The organism is Pseudomonas sp. H3_C08 (genome assembly GCF_054669455.1).
Genome location: NZ_CP162803.1, coordinates 277968 through 297061 on the forward strand (window position 1 = coordinate 277968; position 19094 = coordinate 297061).

Annotated in this window: 12 protein-coding genes and 1 riboswitch; of the genes, 4 read left to right on the top strand and 8 right to left on the bottom strand. The window is 58.9% G+C overall.

From position 1 onward, the window contains the following. Window positions 1–185 precede the first annotated feature (185 nt). The 7 genes from atzF to AB4N74_RS01430 all read right to left on the bottom strand — a co-directional run bounded on the left by atzF (window position 186) and on the right by AB4N74_RS01430 (window position 9998). Window positions 186–1958 carry an allophanate hydrolase gene (gene atzF / locus AB4N74_RS01400; protein ID WP_460098022.1) on the bottom strand — a complete coding sequence of 591 codons (1773 nt, stop codon included), beginning with the start codon at window positions 1956–1958 and terminating at the stop codon, window positions 186–188. Window positions 1959–1982: 24 nt separating this feature from the next. Further along, window positions 1983–5630: an urea carboxylase gene (uca, locus tag AB4N74_RS01405; protein WP_460098023.1), complete on the bottom strand. Its 3648-nt coding sequence runs from the start codon at window positions 5628–5630 to the stop codon at window positions 1983–1985. A 277-nt stretch (window positions 5631–5907) separates the two neighbouring features. Next, window positions 5908–6549 carry an urea amidolyase associated protein UAAP2 gene (locus tag AB4N74_RS01410; RefSeq protein ID WP_460098024.1) on the bottom strand — a complete coding sequence of 214 codons (642 nt, stop codon included), beginning with the start codon at window positions 6547–6549 and terminating at the stop codon, window positions 5908–5910. Window positions 6550–6560: 11 nt separating this feature from the next. Further along, window positions 6561–7286 carry an urea amidolyase associated protein UAAP1 gene (locus tag AB4N74_RS01415; RefSeq protein ID WP_095049202.1) on the bottom strand — a complete coding sequence of 242 codons (726 nt, stop codon included), beginning with the start codon at window positions 7284–7286 and terminating at the stop codon, window positions 6561–6563. A gap of 25 nt (window positions 7287–7311) precedes the next feature. Beyond that, window positions 7312–8100, bottom strand: a complete 789-nt coding sequence (locus AB4N74_RS01420) for an ABC transporter ATP-binding protein (RefSeq protein ID WP_077571512.1) — start codon at window positions 8098–8100, stop codon at window positions 7312–7314. Further along, window positions 8097–8912: an ABC transporter permease gene (locus AB4N74_RS01425; RefSeq protein ID WP_460098025.1), complete on the bottom strand. Its 816-nt coding sequence runs from the start codon at window positions 8910–8912 to the stop codon at window positions 8097–8099. Before AB4N74_RS01425 ends, AB4N74_RS01420 begins: the two co-directional genes overlap by 4 nt. A gap of 18 nt (window positions 8913–8930) precedes the next feature. Next, the gene (locus AB4N74_RS01430; RefSeq protein WP_093438419.1) at window positions 8931–9998 is read right to left on the bottom strand and encodes a putative urea ABC transporter substrate-binding protein; all 1068 of its coding nucleotides are present in this window, start codon (window positions 9996–9998) and stop codon (window positions 8931–8933) included. A 63-nt stretch (window positions 9999–10061) separates the two neighbouring features. After that, window positions 10062–10162, bottom strand: a riboswitch (guanidine-I (ykkC/yxkD leader). Window positions 10163–10445: 283 nt separating this feature from the next. On the opposite strand from AB4N74_RS01430, the gene AB4N74_RS01435 reads away from it, so the two are divergent. Next, entirely contained in the window at window positions 10446–10709 is a 264-nt protein-coding gene (locus AB4N74_RS01435) for a hypothetical protein (RefSeq protein WP_093438415.1), read from the top strand. Window positions 10710–10889: 180 nt separating this feature from the next. Then, window positions 10890–11297 (top strand): hypothetical protein, encoded by a 408-nt coding sequence (locus AB4N74_RS01440; protein ID WP_460098026.1) that lies wholly within the window; start codon window positions 10890–10892, stop codon window positions 11295–11297. A gap of 131 nt (window positions 11298–11428) precedes the next feature. On the opposite strand, the gene AB4N74_RS01445 is transcribed toward AB4N74_RS01440, so the two are convergent. Continuing rightward, window positions 11429–16729: an SET domain-containing protein-lysine N-methyltransferase gene (locus AB4N74_RS01445; RefSeq protein WP_460098027.1), complete on the bottom strand. Its 5301-nt coding sequence runs from the start codon at window positions 16727–16729 to the stop codon at window positions 11429–11431. Between the two features lie 303 nt (window positions 16730–17032). Here AB4N74_RS01445 and AB4N74_RS01450 point away from each other — a divergent pair, with 303 nt between their 5' ends. After that, complete coding sequence (locus tag AB4N74_RS01450; protein ID WP_460098028.1) at window positions 17033–18277, top strand: glycosyltransferase family 4 protein; 1245 nt, start codon at window positions 17033–17035, stop codon at window positions 18275–18277. A 1-nt stretch (window position 18278) separates the two neighbouring features. Continuing rightward, complete coding sequence (locus AB4N74_RS01455; protein ID WP_460098029.1) at window positions 18279–19043, top strand: hypothetical protein; 765 nt, start codon at window positions 18279–18281, stop codon at window positions 19041–19043. Window positions 19044–19094: the final 51 nt, after the last annotated feature.

The following is a 19094-nucleotide window of genomic DNA, read 5'->3' on the forward strand; positions in this document are numbered from 1 at the left end:
TCTGGACCAGCTCCGAGTTTCAAGATGCGCCCGCCATCCCACTCCCGGAGGGAGAGGGAGCTAGATTGTGGTGATTTCAAAAAGTGTGTTCGGCTCGGTATCACCGAATGACAACCACCTGACAAACACCTCGGTCAGTCCCCTCTCCCTCCGGGAGAGGGCTAGGGTGAGGGCTGGTTTCTGGATCAGTTCCGAGTCTCAAGATACGCCCGCCATCCCCCCAAATGGCTGATCTCCAGCGCACCCTCCAGACCATACGGCTCGCAGATAAACCCGCTCTCCCAACGTCCGTCCGCCAGTTGCACTTTGCCCAGTCCCAGCGGCGCCGGAATCCCGGTGAGGAACGAACCCAACTCACTGCTCGGCAATTCCCACACCTCCACCGCAATCGCCACACCGCCATCCTTGACCCGCACCATCCCCGGCCGCAATGGCGGGCCGCCGGCCAACGCATACAGTTGATAGTCCGGCGAACTCAATGTCGTTTCCAACAAGCGCCCACCTCGCTGAGTCAGTTGCCAATTCAACGCCAACCCTTGCAGATGCGCGCCACACACCACAATGCGTGCGCGATCATGACGTGCAACGTTCGCCGGTGTCGGCAGGTCGGAATCCAGCTGACGCTGCAGCGCATCGGCCACGCTCAGCAGGTATTGATCGGTGAACGCCCGGCCAAACAGCGTCACGCCCCACGGCAAACCGTTGGCCATGAACGCGCTCGGCACGGCGACGGCGGCGTAGTCGAGCAGGTTCATGAAGTTGGTGTAGTAACCCAGTTCGGAGTTGCGCAGCACCGGTTCGGCGTGCAGTTCGGCCAGCGTCACCGCACGGCCGATGGTCGGGCTCAGCACGCAGTCGAGGCCTTCGAGGGCCTGATCGCATAGTGCTTTCAGGGCTTGCAGCCGATACTGCGCACGGAAGGTCTGCACGCCGCTCACCGCCGGGGCTTTCGCCAGCACGGCTCGAATCACCGGTAACACCGCTTCGGGATTCTGCTCCATCAACTCACCCGCCACGCTATAGCGCTCGGCAACCCACGGCCCTTCGTAAAGCAGGCGCGCGGCTTCAAGGAATGGCGAAAGGTCCAGTTCGACCGCTTCGCCACCCAAGGCTTTGAGCCGGTCGATGGCATCGCCGAACAACAACGGGCCTTCGACGCAGCCGAAAAACTCAAGGTCTTGCGCGCGCGGCACACCGAAACGAAACGCCCGTGGCGCACCAAACGCCGAGCCGTCATTCCACGATGGATTGCGACGGCTGTACTCATCACGCGGATCTAGTTTGGCGGTCAGCGCCAGCAACTGACTGGCCTCACGCGCTGTGGCGGTGAACGTGGTCACGCAATCCAGCGTGCGGCAAGCCGGCAGCACGCCGGCCGTGGAGATCAGCCCTTTGCTCGCCTTCAACCCGACCAGATTGTTCAGCGCCGCCGGCACCCGACCGGAGCCTGCGGTGTCGGTGCCCAAGGCAAAACTCGCCACGCCCAATGCCACCGCCAGCGACGAACCGGCGCTGGAACCGCCGGACGGATATTCCGTCAGCACACTGTTCGGGCATGCGCCATAAGGGGAGCGGCTGCCATTGAGGCCCGTGGCAAATTGATCGAGATTGGTCTTGCCCAGTGGAATCGCGCCCAAGGCGATCAACTGCTCGACGATGGTCGCCGAGCGTTCCGGCACATAAGCAAAGTCCGGACACGCGGCGGTGGTCGCAATCCCCGCCAGATCAATGTTGTCTTTGATCGCAAACGGCACGCCGTACAGCGGCAGGTTGTCGAGGTCACGACCGTCGAGGGCGGCAAGATACGGCTCCAGTTCGGCGACGCTGAGCAGGTGGATGAACAGGTGATAATCCGGGTTCAGCGCGGCGGCTTTTTCCCGTAGTTTCAGCAGCAGTTGACGCGGTGTGGTGTCGCCATTGCGATAGGCCTGGCGCAGAACATCGAGTTGCAGATTCATGAGTAGATCCTTATCCAATTGGCTTCAGTCGAGTGCCAGCACCACGACGCGTTGTCCGGCGCGCACCGCCGAACCGGGTTGCACGCGGATCTCGCGCACCACCCCGGCCAGCGGCGCGAGTACTGGGATCTCCATCTTCATCGACTCGAGAATCACCAGCACATCGCCCGCCGCGACACGGCTGCCGGCCTCGACCTGCACCTGCCAGAGATTGCCGGCAATGTGGCTGTCGACGCTGTGTTCACCGTCGGCCAGTGGCGCATCCTCGGTCGATTCCGGCACGGCTTCTTCGCTGTCGAAATGCGCCTGACCGCTGGCGATCCAGCGTTCGCGCTCGGCATTGAAGGCACCCTGTTGTTGGGCACGAAAGGCGCTGATGCCTTCGGCTTCACGATTGAGAAAAGCCTGATAATCGGCAAGGTTGAGCTGGCTGTGTTCGATGTTCAGCTCGAAACGCCCCAGCGGAAAATCGCGGCGGATGCGCAGCAGTTCTTCGGCGCTGACCGGGTAGAAACGAATCTGATCGAAGAAGCGCAGCAGCCACGGTTTGCCATCGAACGCAGCGACTTCGCGGTAGCGATTCCACATCTGCAGAGTGCGCCCGACAAACTGATAACCGCCGGGGCCTTCCATGCCATACACGCACATGTAGGCGCCGCCGATGCCCACCGAGTTTTCAGCGGTCCAGGTGCGTGCCGGGTTGTATTTGGTCGTCACCAAACGATGACGCGGATCCAGCGGCGTGGCTACCGGAGCACCGAGGTAAACATCGCCAAGACCCATTACCAGATAGCTGGCATCGAACACCGTGCGCTGTACTTCGTCGAGATTCGGCAGGTCGTTGATGCGCCGGATGAACTCCAGATTGCTCGGGCACCACGGCGCGTCCTTACGCACGGTGGTCATGTATTTCTCGATGGCCAACTGGCAAGCCGGGTCGTCCCACGACAGCGGCAAATGCACGATGCGCGACGGCACTTGCAGGTCGTTGGCGGCGCACACCGCGTCCCACTCGCCAGCGATGATGCCGAGCAGATCGGCCAGCGGCAGTTGCTCGGGCTGGTAGTGGATTTGCAGCGAGCGAATGCCGGGGGTGAGGTCGATCACGCCGTGCAGGGTTTTGTTTTCCAGTGCCTGCATCAGGGCGTGGGCGCGGAAGCGCAGAACCAGATTGAGTTCCGGCTCGCCGATTTCCAGCAACAGATGAGTATCCCCGGAGACCCGTGCAACAAGCCGGCGATCCCCCTGACCCAAATCCAGCACTACAGGTGACATCAAACCCTGTGGGAGCGAGCTTGCTCGCGAATGCGGTGTGTCAGACACATCAATGTTGACTGACACGGCCTTTTCGCGAGCAAGCTCGCTCCCACAGGGGAGATCCCATTTCAAGGCGAGATCGCGGGCGTCAGTGAGGCCGACAGGAATGAACTGGATTTTATCGCCCGCCTTGAGCTGCCCAAGCTGCCAAAGATCCGCTTCGATCACCGTCACCGGGCACACGAATCCGCCAAGGCTCGGGCCATCCGGGCCGAGGATCACCGGCATATCCCCGGTGAAATCCACCGCGCCAATGGCATACGGATTGTCGTGAATGTTCGACGGATGCAACCCCGCCTCGCCACCGTCGGCCCGCACCCATTCCGGCTTCGGCCCGATCAGCCGGACACCGGTGCGGCTGGAGTTGAAATGCACTTCCCACTGAGTTTGAAAAAAAGTGCTGATGTAGTTTTCAGTGAAGTATTCCGGTGCCGCGTGCGGGCCGTAAATCACCCGAATCTGCCGCACCGCCGGCAACGCGGTGATGTGCTGTTCGGCCAGTTGCTGACCCGCACTGCGGTCCTTCAGCGCAGCGATATGCAACACATCCCCGGCACGCAACGCCCGACCACCGTGCCCACCAAACTGACCCAGAGTGAAAGTACTTTTGCTGCCCAGGTAATCCGGCACCTGCAAGCCACCGCGCAGACACAGATAACTGCGTGCCCCGGCGCCGCTGATGCTGCCCAGATGCAACGTCGCGCCAGCGGGGATCAGCAACGTGGTGTTCATCGGCACGCTTTCCCCCTCAAGCGTCAGGCCAATCGGCGCCCCCGTCACCGCGACCACCGCCGCACAATTGAAGCGCAACAAAGGTCCGCTCATGGTGATTTCCAGCGCCGCCGCGCCTTCAGCATTGCCGAGCAAGCGATTGCCCAGACGCAATGCACGGCTGTCCATCGGCCCCGATGGCGGCACGCCGACCGCCCAGTAACCGAGGCGGCCGGGATAGTCCTGCACGCTGGTTTGCGTGCCGGCGCTGAGCACTTCGAAGGTGTTGGCGCGATAGACCAGATTCTCCAGACAACGGGTCCACGGCTCGCCGCTGGCGAACGGCGTGTCGAGCAAAATCTGCCGCAGGTAATCGCGGTTGGTTTCCACACCGTACAACAGACTTTCGCCCAGCGTTTTATGCAGCTCGGCGCGCGCCTGTTCGCGGGTCGGCGCCCAAGTGATGACTTTGGCGATCATCGGATCGAAATACGGCGGGATCTCGCAGCCGGCCTCGACCCAGGTATCGATGCGCAGTTGAATGCCGTTGGCCGGGGGAAACGCCACCGCCGTCAGCAAGCCCGGGCTCGGCTGGAAATCGCGCCCCGGATCTTCCGCGTACAACCGCGCCTGAATCGCATGGCCCTCGGGTTGCAAACCACATATGAGTTCGCTCAGCGGCGGCAGCTCACCCGCCGCCAGCTCAACCATCCAGCGCACCAGATCGACGCCCCAGACTTGTTCAGTGACGCCGTGCTCGACCTGCAAACGCGTGTTCACTTCGAGAAAGTAAAAGCGCTGCGCCTCGCTGTCGAAGACGAATTCCACGGTTCCGGCGCTGCGGTAGTTCACCGCTTTCGCCAGCTTGATCGCCGCCGTGCACAGCTCTTCGGCCATGCCGTCTGGCAGGTTCGGCGCCGGGGTTTCTTCGAGGACTTTCTGATTGCGCCGCTGCACCGAGCAGTCGCGCACGCCGAGGGCGATGACTTCACCGCGACCGTCACCGAACACCTGAACCTCCAGATGGCGGGCGCGCTGGATGTACTTCTCGATGAACACGCCAGCGTCGCTAAAGTTGTTCTGGCCGAGACGTTTTACCGCTTCGAAGGATTCGCTCAATTCGCTGGCGCTGCGGCACACGCGCATGCCGATGCCGCCACCGCCGGCGGTGCTTTTCAGCATCACCGGGTAGCCGACCTGTTCGCCGGCAATCAGCGCGGCGTCGAGGCTGTCGAGCAGTTCGGTGCCTTCGAGCATGGGCACGCCGTGCTGTTTGGCCAGCGCACGGGCGGTGTGCTTGAGGCCGAATACGCGCAGTTGTTCCGGCGTCGGGCCGATGAAAGCGATGTCGTGCGCTGCGCAGGCTTCGGCGAACGCGGCGTTCTCCGAGAGAAACCCGTAACCGGGATGGATTGCCGTGGCGCCGCTTTGCTTGGCGATGGCGAGAATTTTGTCGACCGCCAGATACGTGCCGGCAGCGGCGCCTTCACCGAGGCTGTGCGCTTCATCGGCGTGCAGAATGTGCAGGCTGGCGGCGTCGGCTTCGGAATACACGGCCACGCCTTTGACCTGCAGTGAAGCGAGGGTGCGCAGGATGCGGCAGGCGATGGCGCCACGGTTGGCGATGAGGACTTTTTCGAACATGGCATAACCCCTGAAGGGGAAGCGGGCCGTCCCGCCGTTTTTCGACAGACATCCGGGCCGTCCCGGATGAAAAAACACTTCAGATCACCACCGATCCCTTGTAGGAGTGAGCCTGCTCGCGATAGCGTCGGATCAGTCAAAACTGATGTGTCTGACACACCGCTATCGCGAGCAGGCTCACTCCTACAATTGGGTCTGTGGTGGTTTCACTTTTTCAGGCACTGCCCGGAACGCGCCTGGCACAGTGCGAAAAGCCAACGGCGTAAACGGCGGATAGTCAGTTCCATACCAGCAGCTCCGCAGGTGTCGGGTTATAGGCGTTGCAGGGGTTGTTCAACTGCGGGCAGTTGGAAATCAGCACGATCACATCCATCTCCGCGCGTAAATCGACGTACTTGCCCGGCGCCGAAATCCCGTCCTCGAAGGTCAGCCCGCCATCCGCCGTCACCGGCACATTCATGAAGAAATTGATGTTCGGCCCGATGTCGCTTTTGCCCAGTCGCCCGTCGTGGGCGCAGGCGCGCAGGTAGTTGTCGCGGCAGCTGTGCATGTAGCGTTTTTCCAGGGCGTAGCGCACGGTGTTGCTCTCTTGTGCACAGGCACCGCCGAGGGTGTCGTGGCGTCCGCAAGTGTCGGCGACGATGGTCAGCATCGCGTGGCCGAGGTTGGAATACAGCACGCTGCCGGTGCTCAGGTAGACGCTGTTCTGCCGACGCAAGGTGCGCTGCACGTCGTAGCGTTCCTTGGGATTGGCGAGGCTGTAGAACAACGTATCGACGGCCTGATTGCCTTCCAGATCGAGGATGCGCAGGGTCTGGCCGGCCTTGACCTCCATCAGCCAGGGTTCACCGGCCGGGATCGTAGCGCGGTACACCGCTGTGTCGGGTTGGTTTTGCGAAGTGGCGATAGCAACTGACATGGCAGCGATCCTCAGGCGAACAAACGGTCGGTGTTGATAAAGCCGCGCTCATTTTCCGGGCGCGAAGTGCGGCAGTGTTCGGCGACGCTGGCGTCGGCGTTCATCCAGCTCAGCTTTAGCGGTTTCGGTGCGTATTCCGGCGCCGGATCCATCGGGTGCTGCAGCGCAGTGAGCACCACCAGCGTGTCCATCGGCGCGTACAGTTCGATGTAATCGCCGGCCTTGGAATTGCCTTCGACGAAGTGGAAACGCCCGGCCTCGTCGACGTTGACGCGACTGAACAGATTGAGCGTCATCAGCAGGTCGGAGAGGCCCAGGCCCCACTTGCCGAGTTCCACCAGCAGGTTGTCGGTGCCGTTGCGGAAGAAGCCGTTGCGCAGTTCCTGATAGCGGCCCTGGCCGTACTTCTGCGCGACTTCTTCGGCGCAGAGCACGCCACCGAGGCTGTCACTCCAGCCGCAGGTGTCGGCGGTGATCGCGGCGAGGACGCGGCCCATGTCCGAGTACAGGCAATGGCCGCTGGTGAGCTTGGCGGTGTGTTGGCATTTGAGGCTGTCGGGCAGGTTCAGCCGCTCGGTTTTTTCATTGGCGTTGAGCAGGGTCAGGCTGACGTTGGCGCCGCCGCGCAGGTCGGTCAGGCGCAGCAATTGACCGCGCTTCAACACGAAAGAGCGATGGCCGCCGCCGGGAAGCATTTCTTCGGCGAAAGGTGGGAACAGTTGGGTCGAATCAGTCATCGGCTTATTCATCGGAGCAGTCCTCTCAAGCGGTGCGAAGGGCACCTGCCAGTGGCAACGGCAGGGCGTCGACGGCGGCGCGTTGGGCGCGGCGGTCGCTGTTCAAAGGGATGTCGTAGGTGATGCGCGCGCCATAGGCGCCGGGGGCGTGCGGGTCGAGGCGCACCTTGTCGAACACCAGCAGACGCGTGCCGAGGCTGAAGCCTTCGGACAGGTCATGGGTGACCATGAACACCGTCAGTTTGGTTTCGCGCCACAGCTCCAGCAGCAAGGCGTGCATGTCTTTGCGGATGCCCGGATCGAGCGCGCCGAACGGTTCGTCGAGCAGCAGCACGCGCGGTTTCATGATCAGTGCCTGGGCAATCGCCAGCCGTTGCTGCATGCCGCCGGACAGCTGCGCCGGGTACTTGTCCAGCGCATGGCCGAGGCCAACTTTATTCAGCAATGCTGCCGCTTGTTCGCGAGCTTCACGTTTGGCGCTGCCGAACAGCCGGCCGAGCAATGGCGCACGCGGCAGTTCGAGGCCGAGGGCGACGTTGTCGAGCACGCTCAAATGCGGGAACACCGAGTAGCGCTGGAACACCACGCCACGGCTGGCATCCGGCTCGCTGGCGAGCGCTTGGCCGTCGAGCAGAATCTCGCCGCGACTCGCCGTTTCCTGGCCGAGCAGCAGACGCAGGAAGGTCGATTTGCCGCAACCGGACGCGCCGACCAAGGTACAGAACTCGCCCTCGTTGACGCTCAGGTTCAGGCCTTCCAGCACCACCTGGTCGGCGTATTGCTGCCAGACGTTTTTCACGGTGATGAAGCTCATTTGGCCGCCCCCTCATACCAAGGGAATGCGCGACGGGTCAGGTATTTCAGGCCCCAATCCATCAGCCAGGCGAGGAGGGTGATCCACACCACATACGGCAGGATCACGTCCATCGCCAGATAACGCCGGACCAGAAAAATCCGGTAGCCGAGGCCGTCGGTGGAGGCGATCGCTTCGGCGGCAATCAGGAACAGCCATGCCGAACCGAGCATCAGCCGCAACGAGATCAACAAACGCGGCAACAGCTGCGGCAGCACTACGCGCAGCATCAACGTCCAGGTCGAGGCGCCGAGGGTCTGCGCCTTGATCAGCAGTTCGACGGGGATTTCCCGGGCACGCTGTTCAAGGTCGCGAGCGAGCGCCGGGGTGATGCCGATCACGATCAGCATGACCTTCGACAACTCGCCCAGACCGAACACGATGAACAGAATTGGCAGGATCGCCAGCGGTGGCACCATCGACAGCACTGTCAGCAGCGGCGACAACGGCGCACCGAACAGCGGCAACGTGCCGGCAGCGATGCCCAGGCACAGCCCGGTCAGCGCGGCGATGCCAAGGCCGATAGCCAGACGCCGCAGGCTGGAAGCCGTGTCCTGCCATAACAGGTAGTCACCGGTGCGACTGTCGGCATTGAAGGCCAGGCGTTTGACCGCGTCGGTCATCTGTACGGCGCTCGGCAGCAGTTTGTCGTTGGGGTTGTCCGCCAGGCGCTCGGCCGAGCCCATGAAGTAGGCGAACAGCAGCAGAGCGAACGGCAGGATCACCAACAACAGGCGACTCGGGCGATCCGGGTGGCGATTGATCAGGCGCATGGCCAAATCCTCCGTGGCTTACAGCTTGGCGTCGGCGGCCATCTGCACGTAGGTCGGATCGAAACGCAGCTTGAGGTTGCCGGTATCGCCACTGGTCACGCCGTTGGCGAAGGCCATGCCGACCGCGCTGGTGTCTTTCGCGCCTTCGCCGAGCAAGCCGTGCTGGAAGGAGAACTCGGCGACCTTGCGCATGGTTTCCGGCAGTTGTTTGCTGTTGGCGAAACTCAGCGCTTCGCTCGGGGTGGCGAACAGTTTGGTGGTGTCGAGTTGCGCCTGGAATCCGGCCAGATCGGTGCCCGAGGCCTTGGCCATGTGCTCCAGCGCAGTCTTGCTCGCGGCGTTCTTGGCGTTCATCAGTTCGACCACTTCGAACCACGCGCCGGTCAGTGCTTTGCCCAGCGCCGGGTTGTCTTTGAGCGTGGCGCTGTTGACCACCATCATGTCCATGATCTCGCCGGGAATCTGGCTGGAGTTGAACACTTCGGTCACCCCCGGTTTGGCCTTGATGTCCGAGAGCATCGGGTTCCAGGTAGTGACGGCGTTGACCTGTTCGGTGTTGAAAGCGGCGGAGATATCGGCGTCGGAAGTGTTGACCACTTTCAGGTCTTTTTCGGTCAGATCGACCGAGTCCAGCGCGCGAGCCAGCAGGTAGTGCGAGACCGACAGTTCGACCAGATTGACGTCCATGCCCTTGAGGTCGGCGACTTTTTTGCCGTCGCCCTTGAGGACGATGCCGTCGTTGCCGTTTGAGAAATCGCTGACGATCAGCGCGGTGCTGTCGACACCGCCGGCGGCCGGAATGGTCAGCGCATCCATGTTAGTCATGGTGCAACCGTCGAACTGGCCGGCGGTGTACTGGTTGATCGATTCGACGTAGTCGTTGAGCTGCACGACGTCGATCTTGATCCCGTATTTCTTCGCCCATTTGTCGACGATGCCCTGGCTGCCGGCGTATTCCCATGGCATCCAGCCAGCGTAAATCGTCCAGCAGACGCTGAAATGGTCTTTCTGTGCGGCGAAGGATTGGCTGCTGATGAGCGCGGCGAACGCAGCGGCGAGCAGGGCGGGCAAACGTAGTCGGGTCATGGTGGATTCTCCAGTTGATCAAGGGCGGACAGGAAGGCAACGCGGCACCGCGAACGGTGGCTTGTCTCCCGGGCTTTTGTCCCGCCGTGTAACCTCAACTGGAGGTCGCCAACTCTCGGACCAGCCACTCGCGATTGCGAGCCGGAACCCTAGTCAGCCATTGCAAATTGTGGTGCCGCGAACCTGTGATGACTCCTGCACGGGTTTGCTAAAGCGAGACGCGTGCCAAGTCGCGTCAGGCGCTCTGGCACGGGCGCGCGGGTTGCCTAGGGTTGGTGGCGAGGCTGCTGAGGCGCTTTGAGTTGGTGCGCGGCTGCACCGTGATGCAGCGTTTTTGCCGCTGATCCGATGGTTTTGGCGTGTTGGCACTCGGCATGGGTTTGCCAGTCAAAACAGATGTCAGCCGGTCTGTGCCGACTGCTGTCGCGGGTCTTTCAGGAGGCCGCCATGCTTATTCAAAAAACATTGCGAAGGGTGCTGCTGGGAGCGGTGCTCGGTTTGGGTCTGTCCGGTTGTTACTACTACGCCGGACCCTACGATGCTTATCCGTCTACCTACTACTATCCCGGCTATTACTCACCTTATTCCTACGGTGGTTATTACGCTCCGCGCTACTACGGCGGCGCGCGTTATTACCACGGTGGCTACGGCTATCGAGGCGGTTACGGACGGGGTTATCACGGCGGCGGATATCACGGTGGCCACCATTGATCAGCGGCTGAATGACAGCGTTTTCCAAATGAACAGGATTTCATCAATCACTTGTTTCAACTTGTTGCAGGAACGCACCAGATGCCGAAAACGCTGTCTGATTTTTCGACAGTCACCGATTAAATGACTGTCGCCTGCCAGCGTCGCTGGTGTGGCCAACCCGCGGTCCAGGAGGCCGCCATGTATAGACGAATTCTTCTACTTGCTGCGATGATGTTTTCCGTTGCCGGTTGCGTCCCGTACTCCTACGCGGACTCGTATTACAGCTCAGAGGTCTACACATCACCCGCACCGGCCTACTACAACTCTGGCGGCACGTATTACAACGGTGGCAGCAGGTATTACGCGCAGCCTCGCTACTACCAGCCAGCCCCGCGGTATTACCAGCAACCGCGCTATTACCAATCGGCGCCGCGTTACTACCAGCCGGCTCCACGTTATTACGAAAGCCGTCGCTGGCACGACAACGATCGCGGGCGTTGGGATGGCCATCGTCGCGGCGGTTGGGATAACGATCACCGCGGTCGCGGTAACTACGACCGACACAGTGGACGCGGCGACCATAACGGACGTGGCAACCGCTGGTAGATCCACGCAAATGAAAGCGGCGCAATTAGCGCCGCTTTTTTGTGCCCGGGAATATCGTCAGGATTAAGGCGCCACCGTACAGCGCACCCAAGGATCAATGGCCGTCGTCGCTTTGACGCCTCAACGGGCAGTCAGCGACCAGGGTCCTGTTTGACCGCTATATCAGGCACGGGCTGATAGAGCAGGCCGTAATCCATCAGTAATTCATCACCCTTGCTGATGTCTTCTAGCGCCACGTAGAACGTCAGGTTTTTTCCCGCGGCAATGGAAATGACGTTGTTCGACTTCCATGCCGGCTCATTGCCCAGTTGTGAGGTATTGATCAGGCTCAGGGTATTGCCCGTGTGCAGCCCACTCACCGAGCGATTGCCCGAGCGTGTGCCGAACAAGTAAGTCAGTACAGCCCGTGAACCTTGTTTGCGTATCTCCTGAAACAACGACGCATCTGATTCATGAAACTTGCCTGCGTACGGTCCTAGCACTTCAAATTTGGCAATATCGCGTCGTGCCCACACTGATGCGCCGCGATTGGGTCCACCGTCATCCAGTGCCGTGAACACTTCCAGAGTTTGATCAAACCGCGATTGATGCTGTCCTTCGGTACGCAACCAGTCTTTGATCGATTCCTTGATCTGGCTTGAAACGTTTTTTTTGCTTGCGTTATCGAGACCGTCAAGCAGGCCATTCCAGTGGGCGATACGGATGTCATCTATCGGCCCCTCTAATGCATGGGTCAAACTGAGCCTGGAGTTCTTTGGGTCCTGCAGGATTGGCAATGTGTTGTCGACCTGATGAGGCAATGACGAGGACTTTCCGGTTTCAACCTTGATTGCGACTGGCAGGATGTCCGAGGAGGGGCCTGGAGCCTGTTCTGAGTTTTGTGGTGTGTCGGCAGACTTCTTCGGCTGGGTCGGGTCGACAGATTCCTGTGCAGGCCGCTTTTGTCCCGAACTTGTCTCGATTTGTTGAGGCGCGGGAGACAATGTGGTGTTTCTCCCTGCATGTTCGAGACGCCGCACAGCGGTATCTTTTAAGAGCCCATTAGCTCTGACAAGTCGTCGCCAAGAGTTGGGGCTTAATCCGTGCTGGCGTACGAATTCTTCAACTGTGACTGTGTTGTCCGACTTCTCGAAGAGCATTTTCCACTGGCTTAGATGCTCATCTCTAATCGGGTTGTAAACTACGCCTGCCGCCCTGTTCAACATCGCTTCACCGGCAGGTGCCAGGCTTCCATTTTGCCGGACAACTCTTTTAAACAAACCCGGATGAAGGTGATGAAGACCGGCAAATCCCTCCATGGTCATTGCATCACGCGACGGTTGTGTCATGGCTTGCCAATCACGAATATGCGCACCGGTCACCTGATTGACGGGTGTGCCGGCGGGGCGTTCTCGCACGATCATGCCCGCGGCGCTCAACTGTCCGTCAGGCTCCACATAGTACGCAAAGGTTTTGCCGGATAGCCCTTTCTGGCGGGTAAAACCCTCGCGGGTAAGCGACAGCTGTACTGCTCGCGGTAATGCTTCCCAAGCCAATAAGTGCTCAGCAGTAATTAACTCAATCCGCCGGCCTGGCACATGAGCCGGCAGGCTCGCACTTGCATCAGGTTTTTGGGGCGCGGAGGGGAGTAGTGCAACGTCGCCCTCTGTTGGATAGAGACGCTGCGCAGTCGCATCTCGTAAAGATCCATTAGCTCTTACTTGCGCATACCAAGAGGTTGGGCTAAATCCGTGTTGACTGACGAACTCCGCTGCCGTGACCAAATTATCCGGTTGCCCGAATTTCCGGCTCCACTCACGTAGATGATCATCGGTAATCGCGTTATAGGCCGTGCCGGTTGCCCTGTTCAATAGCGCTTTACCGGCAGGCCCCAAGCTGCCATTGCGCCGCACAAAGCTTTTGAACGTCACCGGATGAAGGTGATGATGACCGGCAAATCCCTCCATGGTCATTGCATCACGCGCTCGTTGCGTCATGTTTTGCCAATGATCGATATGCGTTTGGGTCACTTTATTGAAGGGGGTATTGGCGGGGCGGTTGCGCACAATCGCGCCCGTAGCACTCAGTTGGCCGTCAGGTTGCACGTAGTACTCAAACGTTGGCCGGGACAGGTTATGTTGCCGGGCAAAGTCTGCACGACTCGTGTTCCCCTGTCCGTTACGCGACACCGCCTCCCAATTCAGTAGATGCTCGGCAGTGATCTTCTCCACCGGTCCCCCCGGAACCCGCGCCGGTAAAAGGGCTGGCGTGGCAGCGACCGGCACGGCGGACGTCTGCCGAGCTTGATCAAGACGCTGCACAGTCTCATCTTTCAGGGCGCCATCAACTTTAACGTGATGTCTCCAAGAGTTCGGGTTGAGCCCGTGTTCACGTATGAATTCTTGCGGTGTGACCGAGTTGTCCGGTTTCTCGAACAACCCTTTCCACGTGCGTAAATGGTCATCGGTAAGCGCGTTGTAAGAGCTGCCGGCCGCCCTGTTCAGCAGCGTTTCACCCGGGGGGCCGAGCCCGTCGGCTCGCACATAAGTTTTGAACGAGATCGGATTAAGGTGGTGGTGGCCGGCAAATCCTTCCATGGTCATTGCGTCACGCGCCGGCTGTGTCATGGTTTGCCAATCACGGACATGTACATGAGTCACCTTGTTGAAAGGGGTGTTGGCGGGTCGGTTACGCATGAGCAAGCCGGCAGCGCTCAATTGCCCCTCGGGTTCTACGTAGTACGCAAAGGTTTTGGCCGACACTCCGTTCTGTCGCGCAAAGCCCCGAATGGTCAGCCTCTTCTGTTCCGCTTGCGGCAACGCCTCCCAGGCCCGCAAGTGATCCGCCGTGATCTGCCCCCCACCAAACAATCCCAGTCGTTGCCACTGATCACCCTGGAGATGCTGGACCAGCAGACTGGTTTGCCGGTTGTCGTGATACACCCGCGCACGCACGACGCCGTCTTCCGTGCGAGTGACTTGCCTGACCTCGTACACCGCCGTGGTACCGCTGCCATCGGTATGGCGTATGTGGGAGAGGTGTCCGTCGGCGGCAACATACACCCCTTGGCTGTTGCGAGAGAGCCCGGCGATTCTGGAATCGGGCACACTGTAGCGGCTGAACAAGGTATGGCTCAGTTCGTCCCAATCATCGATGTGTGCAGCGAGCACTTCTCCGGCGACCGCCTGGGTGGCGACAGCGAATTCCTCGAGCGGGCTGCCGTAAGGTCGCATCGTGTCGGCATCAAATGAATACCATTGACCGCTCTTCAGCACGGCCGCACCTTCCACAGTCTGGCCGGTTACTTTTACGGTGCCCGTTGCCGCCGCGTCGTACTGTTTGCTGAGCGCTTTCAAGACATCGTAACTGTCGGCGGTCCCCCTGAGCCGGTTGACGGCTTTGGCGCCTCTGGACAGCAGATAAAGGCCACCGGTGCCCACGAGTCTGGCCAGATCACTCAAGCCACCCACCGGGTTGAGCACATCAATGGTGGCGACACCGATGACATGGGCGGTCTTCAATGCCTTGGCGCCGTTGGACAGAGCAGTCCTGCCGATTCTGATCAGTTTCCCTGCCGTGGCGACGCCCGCCGTGAGAAAACCGAATACATCCACGGTGAGATCAAACACCGCCTCGCCGTAGTTGCCCTTCTGGAAATTGACAATGGCGGATCTGAAGGGGATCAAGTTCAACAAAAAATCACCCAGCGGTTTGGGCCGGTAATATTCGTCCATGGGGGTTTGCCCGCGTGCCAGCTCTTTGATTGCGGGGTCATCCAGATCCAGATGTTGCACAAAGGCGTCGGCAATCGCACGGGACCGCGCGCTGCTGAAACTGCTCACCAGTGATTCGCTTAAAGCGAGCTCGCGACCCAGTTCATTTGCCGCTTCACGGGGGACAAGCTCTTTGGTCGTGAAGTATTTGTTGGCCTCCCTTGATTCCTGTTGCTTTGCCTTGTGCAGCGCCGTCCGTTCAATCGTGTCTTTATTGATGTTGATTTCATACGCCTGGAACGTGCCGCTCAGCTCCGTCCTGATGAGCAGCCCGGGCTCGTTGGGGCAAGGGGTATGATTGAAAAATCCATCCGAGACAAATGAACCTTGTTGGAAAAAGCTGACTTTTCCAAACTCGAAATTCTTTTTGTCTTCTAGTGGGAGCAGGGAGATCATGTGCCTGATCGTTGTATTGACGGCGGCCTTTTTATCCAGAATTGAGCGGGCGAACTGCCGGTCGAAGGCTTCCTGCACACCGAACGTCGGGTTGTTATTCAATGCCTCGAGTGGGAGGCGGGTATCACTTGATGCAAGTGGACGCGGATTCGGCAAGTCCATCATTGCGTAATCCAGAAGCGAATGGATGCCACTGAAACCCGTCTGTCCACTCTCGCCACGATACGTATCCGTGTGGAGAGCCTTGACTTCGAAAAGCGTGCCCAAATCGCTAAACCGCTCTATCAGCAGGGCCAGGGCAATGTCTTTTCGTGTCGGTAATGCTTTGTCCAGAATCCTGGCGGCAGCAAGCCGCTCTTCAAGCTCTTGGTTAAATGTCGCTCTTATCGTTTCAAGTTGTCCGTCGGTGTAGGCGTCATCGTTTCTTTTCAGGATGATTTCGTTGGTGACAGCCCAATCGCGTAATACGGCTGTCTGAATGCGTTGAGTCGATGCCGGGTCAGCCCGGCGAGCACTTTCAGCCTTGCTCATGACTTGGGCAAACGTCAGTCCGGGGACTTTGCCAGGTGTTTGTGCCTCGATGGCCATTGCCGCCATGGTCAGGTTGGCCCAGGCCAGACTGCCAACTTTCACATTTCGGGGAATGTCTGCAATCAGAAACTGCGGTGCCGACCTGCCTAGCAAAAGGTATGCGCCGGTTTTCGCCAAGGCAGCGCTGGTTCTGCCTTCACGGCTTAAGTGTTCGGCGAGGTCATCGATGACTGCAGATGCATGCCGGCCGCAATGTCGATTGCTGGCCAGATCGAAGCCAGCTGTCTTGTTGCGAAGGGGGGCGGTGATCGACTCAGGATCCATCTGCAGTGCGATCCCCGCCAGCAGGTAATCCATAACGCTGCTATCGCTGTCGATGCCTTGCATTCTCTGTTGCAGCGTTTTGCCCATCAGTTGCCCTTGCGGGGAGCGGAGCAGCGCGTCGAGCATCTTTGCAGGGTCGTCTGTCACGTTCTCGGGAACAGGGTGGTCATACCGCAAGAACTCCAGCACACCGCCCTTGATCTGCATCACCAGCGGCTGGTCGCCCAAATGGTGTGCATGGCTCATGGTGATCAGACGCAAGCGGCGTTGTTCGTCCGCATTCAGGGGAATGGGCCAGGACAACGCCCCACCCAAGTTAGCCAGGGGAGTAGCCGGGGAGTCGATGTCATCAGGTCCTGGCGTGGATTGATCGTCAGGGGAGAGCCGTTGAGTCTGCGAAGGTGTGAGTACGAGGGTGTTGCCCGTCATGAGACTGTCCATAGTCAAAGAGTCATCCTTGGAAGCGCGCAGGTTGGCGCTTCCAGCGTTCGCGAGTGTAAAAACACTCCGTGAATAAACGCCATAAACCAAGTATGAGTCTTTGCGTACAGGTCAGATGAACCCTGCGCCACTTTTTATGCCCGTCGAAAAAGTCGCCCCGTTAGCCATCTCCTAGGGCATTCCCAGACGCTTCCTACAGTTTCATTTCCTTGCATTTGTTAGCGTCTGTTCGTGCCGATCAAGGTGAGCAAAACTCAGTTCAACAGCGGCGAATAAAAGGACGATGCCGCTATGAAGCTTCTTGTGATTCACCAAAACTTTCCGGGCCAGTTCCGTCATGTGGTGCTGGCGGCGATTGACAGGCGTTATGAGGTTTTGGCGATAGGTCGGGATACGGCGCCGGGTATCGCTGGGGTGAAAATATATCGATACCGCGCTGCCAGCCGAGCACCGGGCGGTATTCACCCCTACCTGACCCGTTACGAACAAGCGGTGACTGATGGACAGAAGGTTTCTGAAATTCTGAGCCGGCTGAAACATTCGGGTTATCGGCCGGACGTGATTCTCGCTCATCCCGGATGGGGGGAAACGCTGTTCGTCAAGGATGTCTATCCTGACGCGCCGCTTATTCACTATTGCGAATATTACTATCGGGCGCAGGGCGCAGATTCCGGGTTCGACCCTGAATTCCCGCGAGCCACAAGAGAGTCATCAAGGCTGCGAGTGCTCAATTCGCTGCATCTTTTGAATCTTGAGCAATGTGACATTGCCATTGCGCCCACGCGGTGGCAGCGCAGTCTGTTTCCTGCAGCTTATCAGTCGGCCATTCGGGTTATTCACGAGGGCGTCATTCAAAGTTCCAGTTTGGCGAAAACTGGGGCCGTCAGGTTGCCCAATGGCGTCGAACTGAGAGCCGGGCAGCCGATCGTTACTTATGTCGCGAGGAATCTTGAGCCTTATCGCGGGTTTCACAGTTTTATGCGAGCGATCCCGCATATTCAGGCTGAGTGTCCCGATGCGCAGATAATCATAGTAGGCGGTGATGACGTCAGTTATGGGGGTAAGCCGGTTGGCTATGCAAATTGGCGCAGCCGGATGGAGGCAGAGGTAAGTTTCGATCATTCCACCGTTCATTTCACAGGGAAGCTTCCTTACCAGACTTACCGGGCAGTTCTGGACTGTTCAAAGGTTCATGTTTATTTGACGTATCCGTTTGTTATGTCGTGGTCGTTACTGGAGGCAATGGCGGCTGGGTGTGTGGTAGTAGCGTCGGATACGGCTCCGGTAAGGGAGGTGATCATCGATGGTCACAATGGAATGCTGGTGGATTTCTTCGATCATCACGGTATCGCCAAACGTATTGCCAAGGTTCTTGATTCCGTTGATGAGTACGACTGCCTTCGTAGCGCTGCGAAGTTGACGGCGAGCAGATTTGATGTGGCGTACGGCACGAAACACTACTTTGACGTATTTGAAAGCGCGATGTTCGGGCATCTCAAGAAACAGCCTGCTCGTCAGTTTGACAGGGAGATTTGAAATGCTCCGGATGTCGCGTAAGCCATGGGTTAAATGGTTTAAGAAGTTGTTGAAATGCGGCTTGTTTGTTTATGCCTGTTATTGCGTGGTGGATTTTTATATCCGTGAAGAACAAGTCGCCGAGGCGATGGCAATCTATTACGCGGATCAGGAGGCCTGTCAAAAGAAGCTGGCGAGCATGAAGCAGGTGCCCATACTGGGCGGCAGCTATGTGGATAAGACTCTGGTGCCGGAGTTTTATGTAGGTATGCCTGAACTGGCGAATAAGAAAGCGTGCCTTGCCAATACGCTCAAGGGGCATTTCTGGTGGACCGGGACGGAGATACGGTCGTACCACGATCAGAGTGTAAAGCCGACTCCTGAAAGTTGGCGTCTTTATAAATTGACCGCCGGGCTTTATACAAAAAAAGAAAACACTGAACCCCATGAGCGGGGCTATCGGCACGTCAACTGGCCGGATGAGTTGATTGTAAAGCTAAAAAATTATCCGGGACTGGAGCTTTGGCTTAATGCACCTCCGCCGCATTTCAAGAATGAGGGGGTCGTTAGAACGTTTGTCATTACTGGCTGGTCGCGGCGTGATGGAACCCCTCGATTAATAAATTGTGACGGCTTGATACGTCCGTCTTCCGAGGAAGAACTGACTGGCAAGAAACTGGCAAAGTTCAGCAGAACTGAATTGGAAAACCTGGATTTTGGAAAGTTGAGTTTTTTTGCACAGTGGAGCTGCACAGCTTTGATTTTTCCGGGGGGCACGGTCGCGTAAGTCTCCGACTTTCCTCATTACGCGAAGCACCTGGGATGCTCAAGTTTCTCA

Excerpts from the sequence above, each read along its gene's own strand:
- atzF (WP_460098022.1), bottom strand. The coding sequence starts at position 1,958 with ATGAATCTGCAACTCGATGTTCTGCGCCAGGCCTATCGCAATGGCGAC.
- AB4N74_RS01410 (WP_460098024.1), bottom strand. The coding sequence starts at position 6,549 with ATGTCAGTTGCTATCGCCACTTCGCAAAACCAACCCGACACAGCGGTG.
- AB4N74_RS01420 (WP_077571512.1), bottom strand. The coding sequence starts at position 8,100 with ATGAGCTTCATCACCGTGAAAAACGTCTGGCAGCAATACGCCGACCAG.
- AB4N74_RS01425 (WP_460098025.1), bottom strand. The coding sequence starts at position 8,912 with ATGCGCCTGATCAATCGCCACCCGGATCGCCCGAGTCGCCTGTTGTTG.
- AB4N74_RS01450 (WP_460098028.1), top strand. The coding sequence starts at position 17,033 with ATGAAGCTTCTTGTGATTCACCAAAACTTTCCGGGCCAGTTCCGTCAT.
- AB4N74_RS01435 (WP_093438415.1), top strand. The coding sequence starts at position 10,446 with ATGCTTATTCAAAAAACATTGCGAAGGGTGCTGCTGGGAGCGGTGCTC.
- AB4N74_RS01455 (WP_460098029.1), top strand. The coding sequence starts at position 18,279 with ATGCTCCGGATGTCGCGTAAGCCATGGGTTAAATGGTTTAAGAAGTTG.
- AB4N74_RS01415 (WP_095049202.1), bottom strand. The coding sequence starts at position 7,286 with ATGACTGATTCGACCCAACTGTTCCCACCTTTCGCCGAAGAAATGCTT.
- AB4N74_RS01440 (WP_460098026.1), top strand. The coding sequence starts at position 10,890 with ATGTATAGACGAATTCTTCTACTTGCTGCGATGATGTTTTCCGTTGCC.
- uca (WP_460098023.1), bottom strand. The coding sequence starts at position 5,630 with ATGTTCGAAAAAGTCCTCATCGCCAACCGTGGCGCCATCGCCTGCCGC.
- AB4N74_RS01445 (WP_460098027.1), bottom strand. The coding sequence starts at position 16,729 with ATGACGGGCAACACCCTCGTACTCACACCTTCGCAGACTCAACGGCTC.
- AB4N74_RS01430 (WP_093438419.1), bottom strand. The coding sequence starts at position 9,998 with ATGACCCGACTACGTTTGCCCGCCCTGCTCGCCGCTGCGTTCGCCGCG.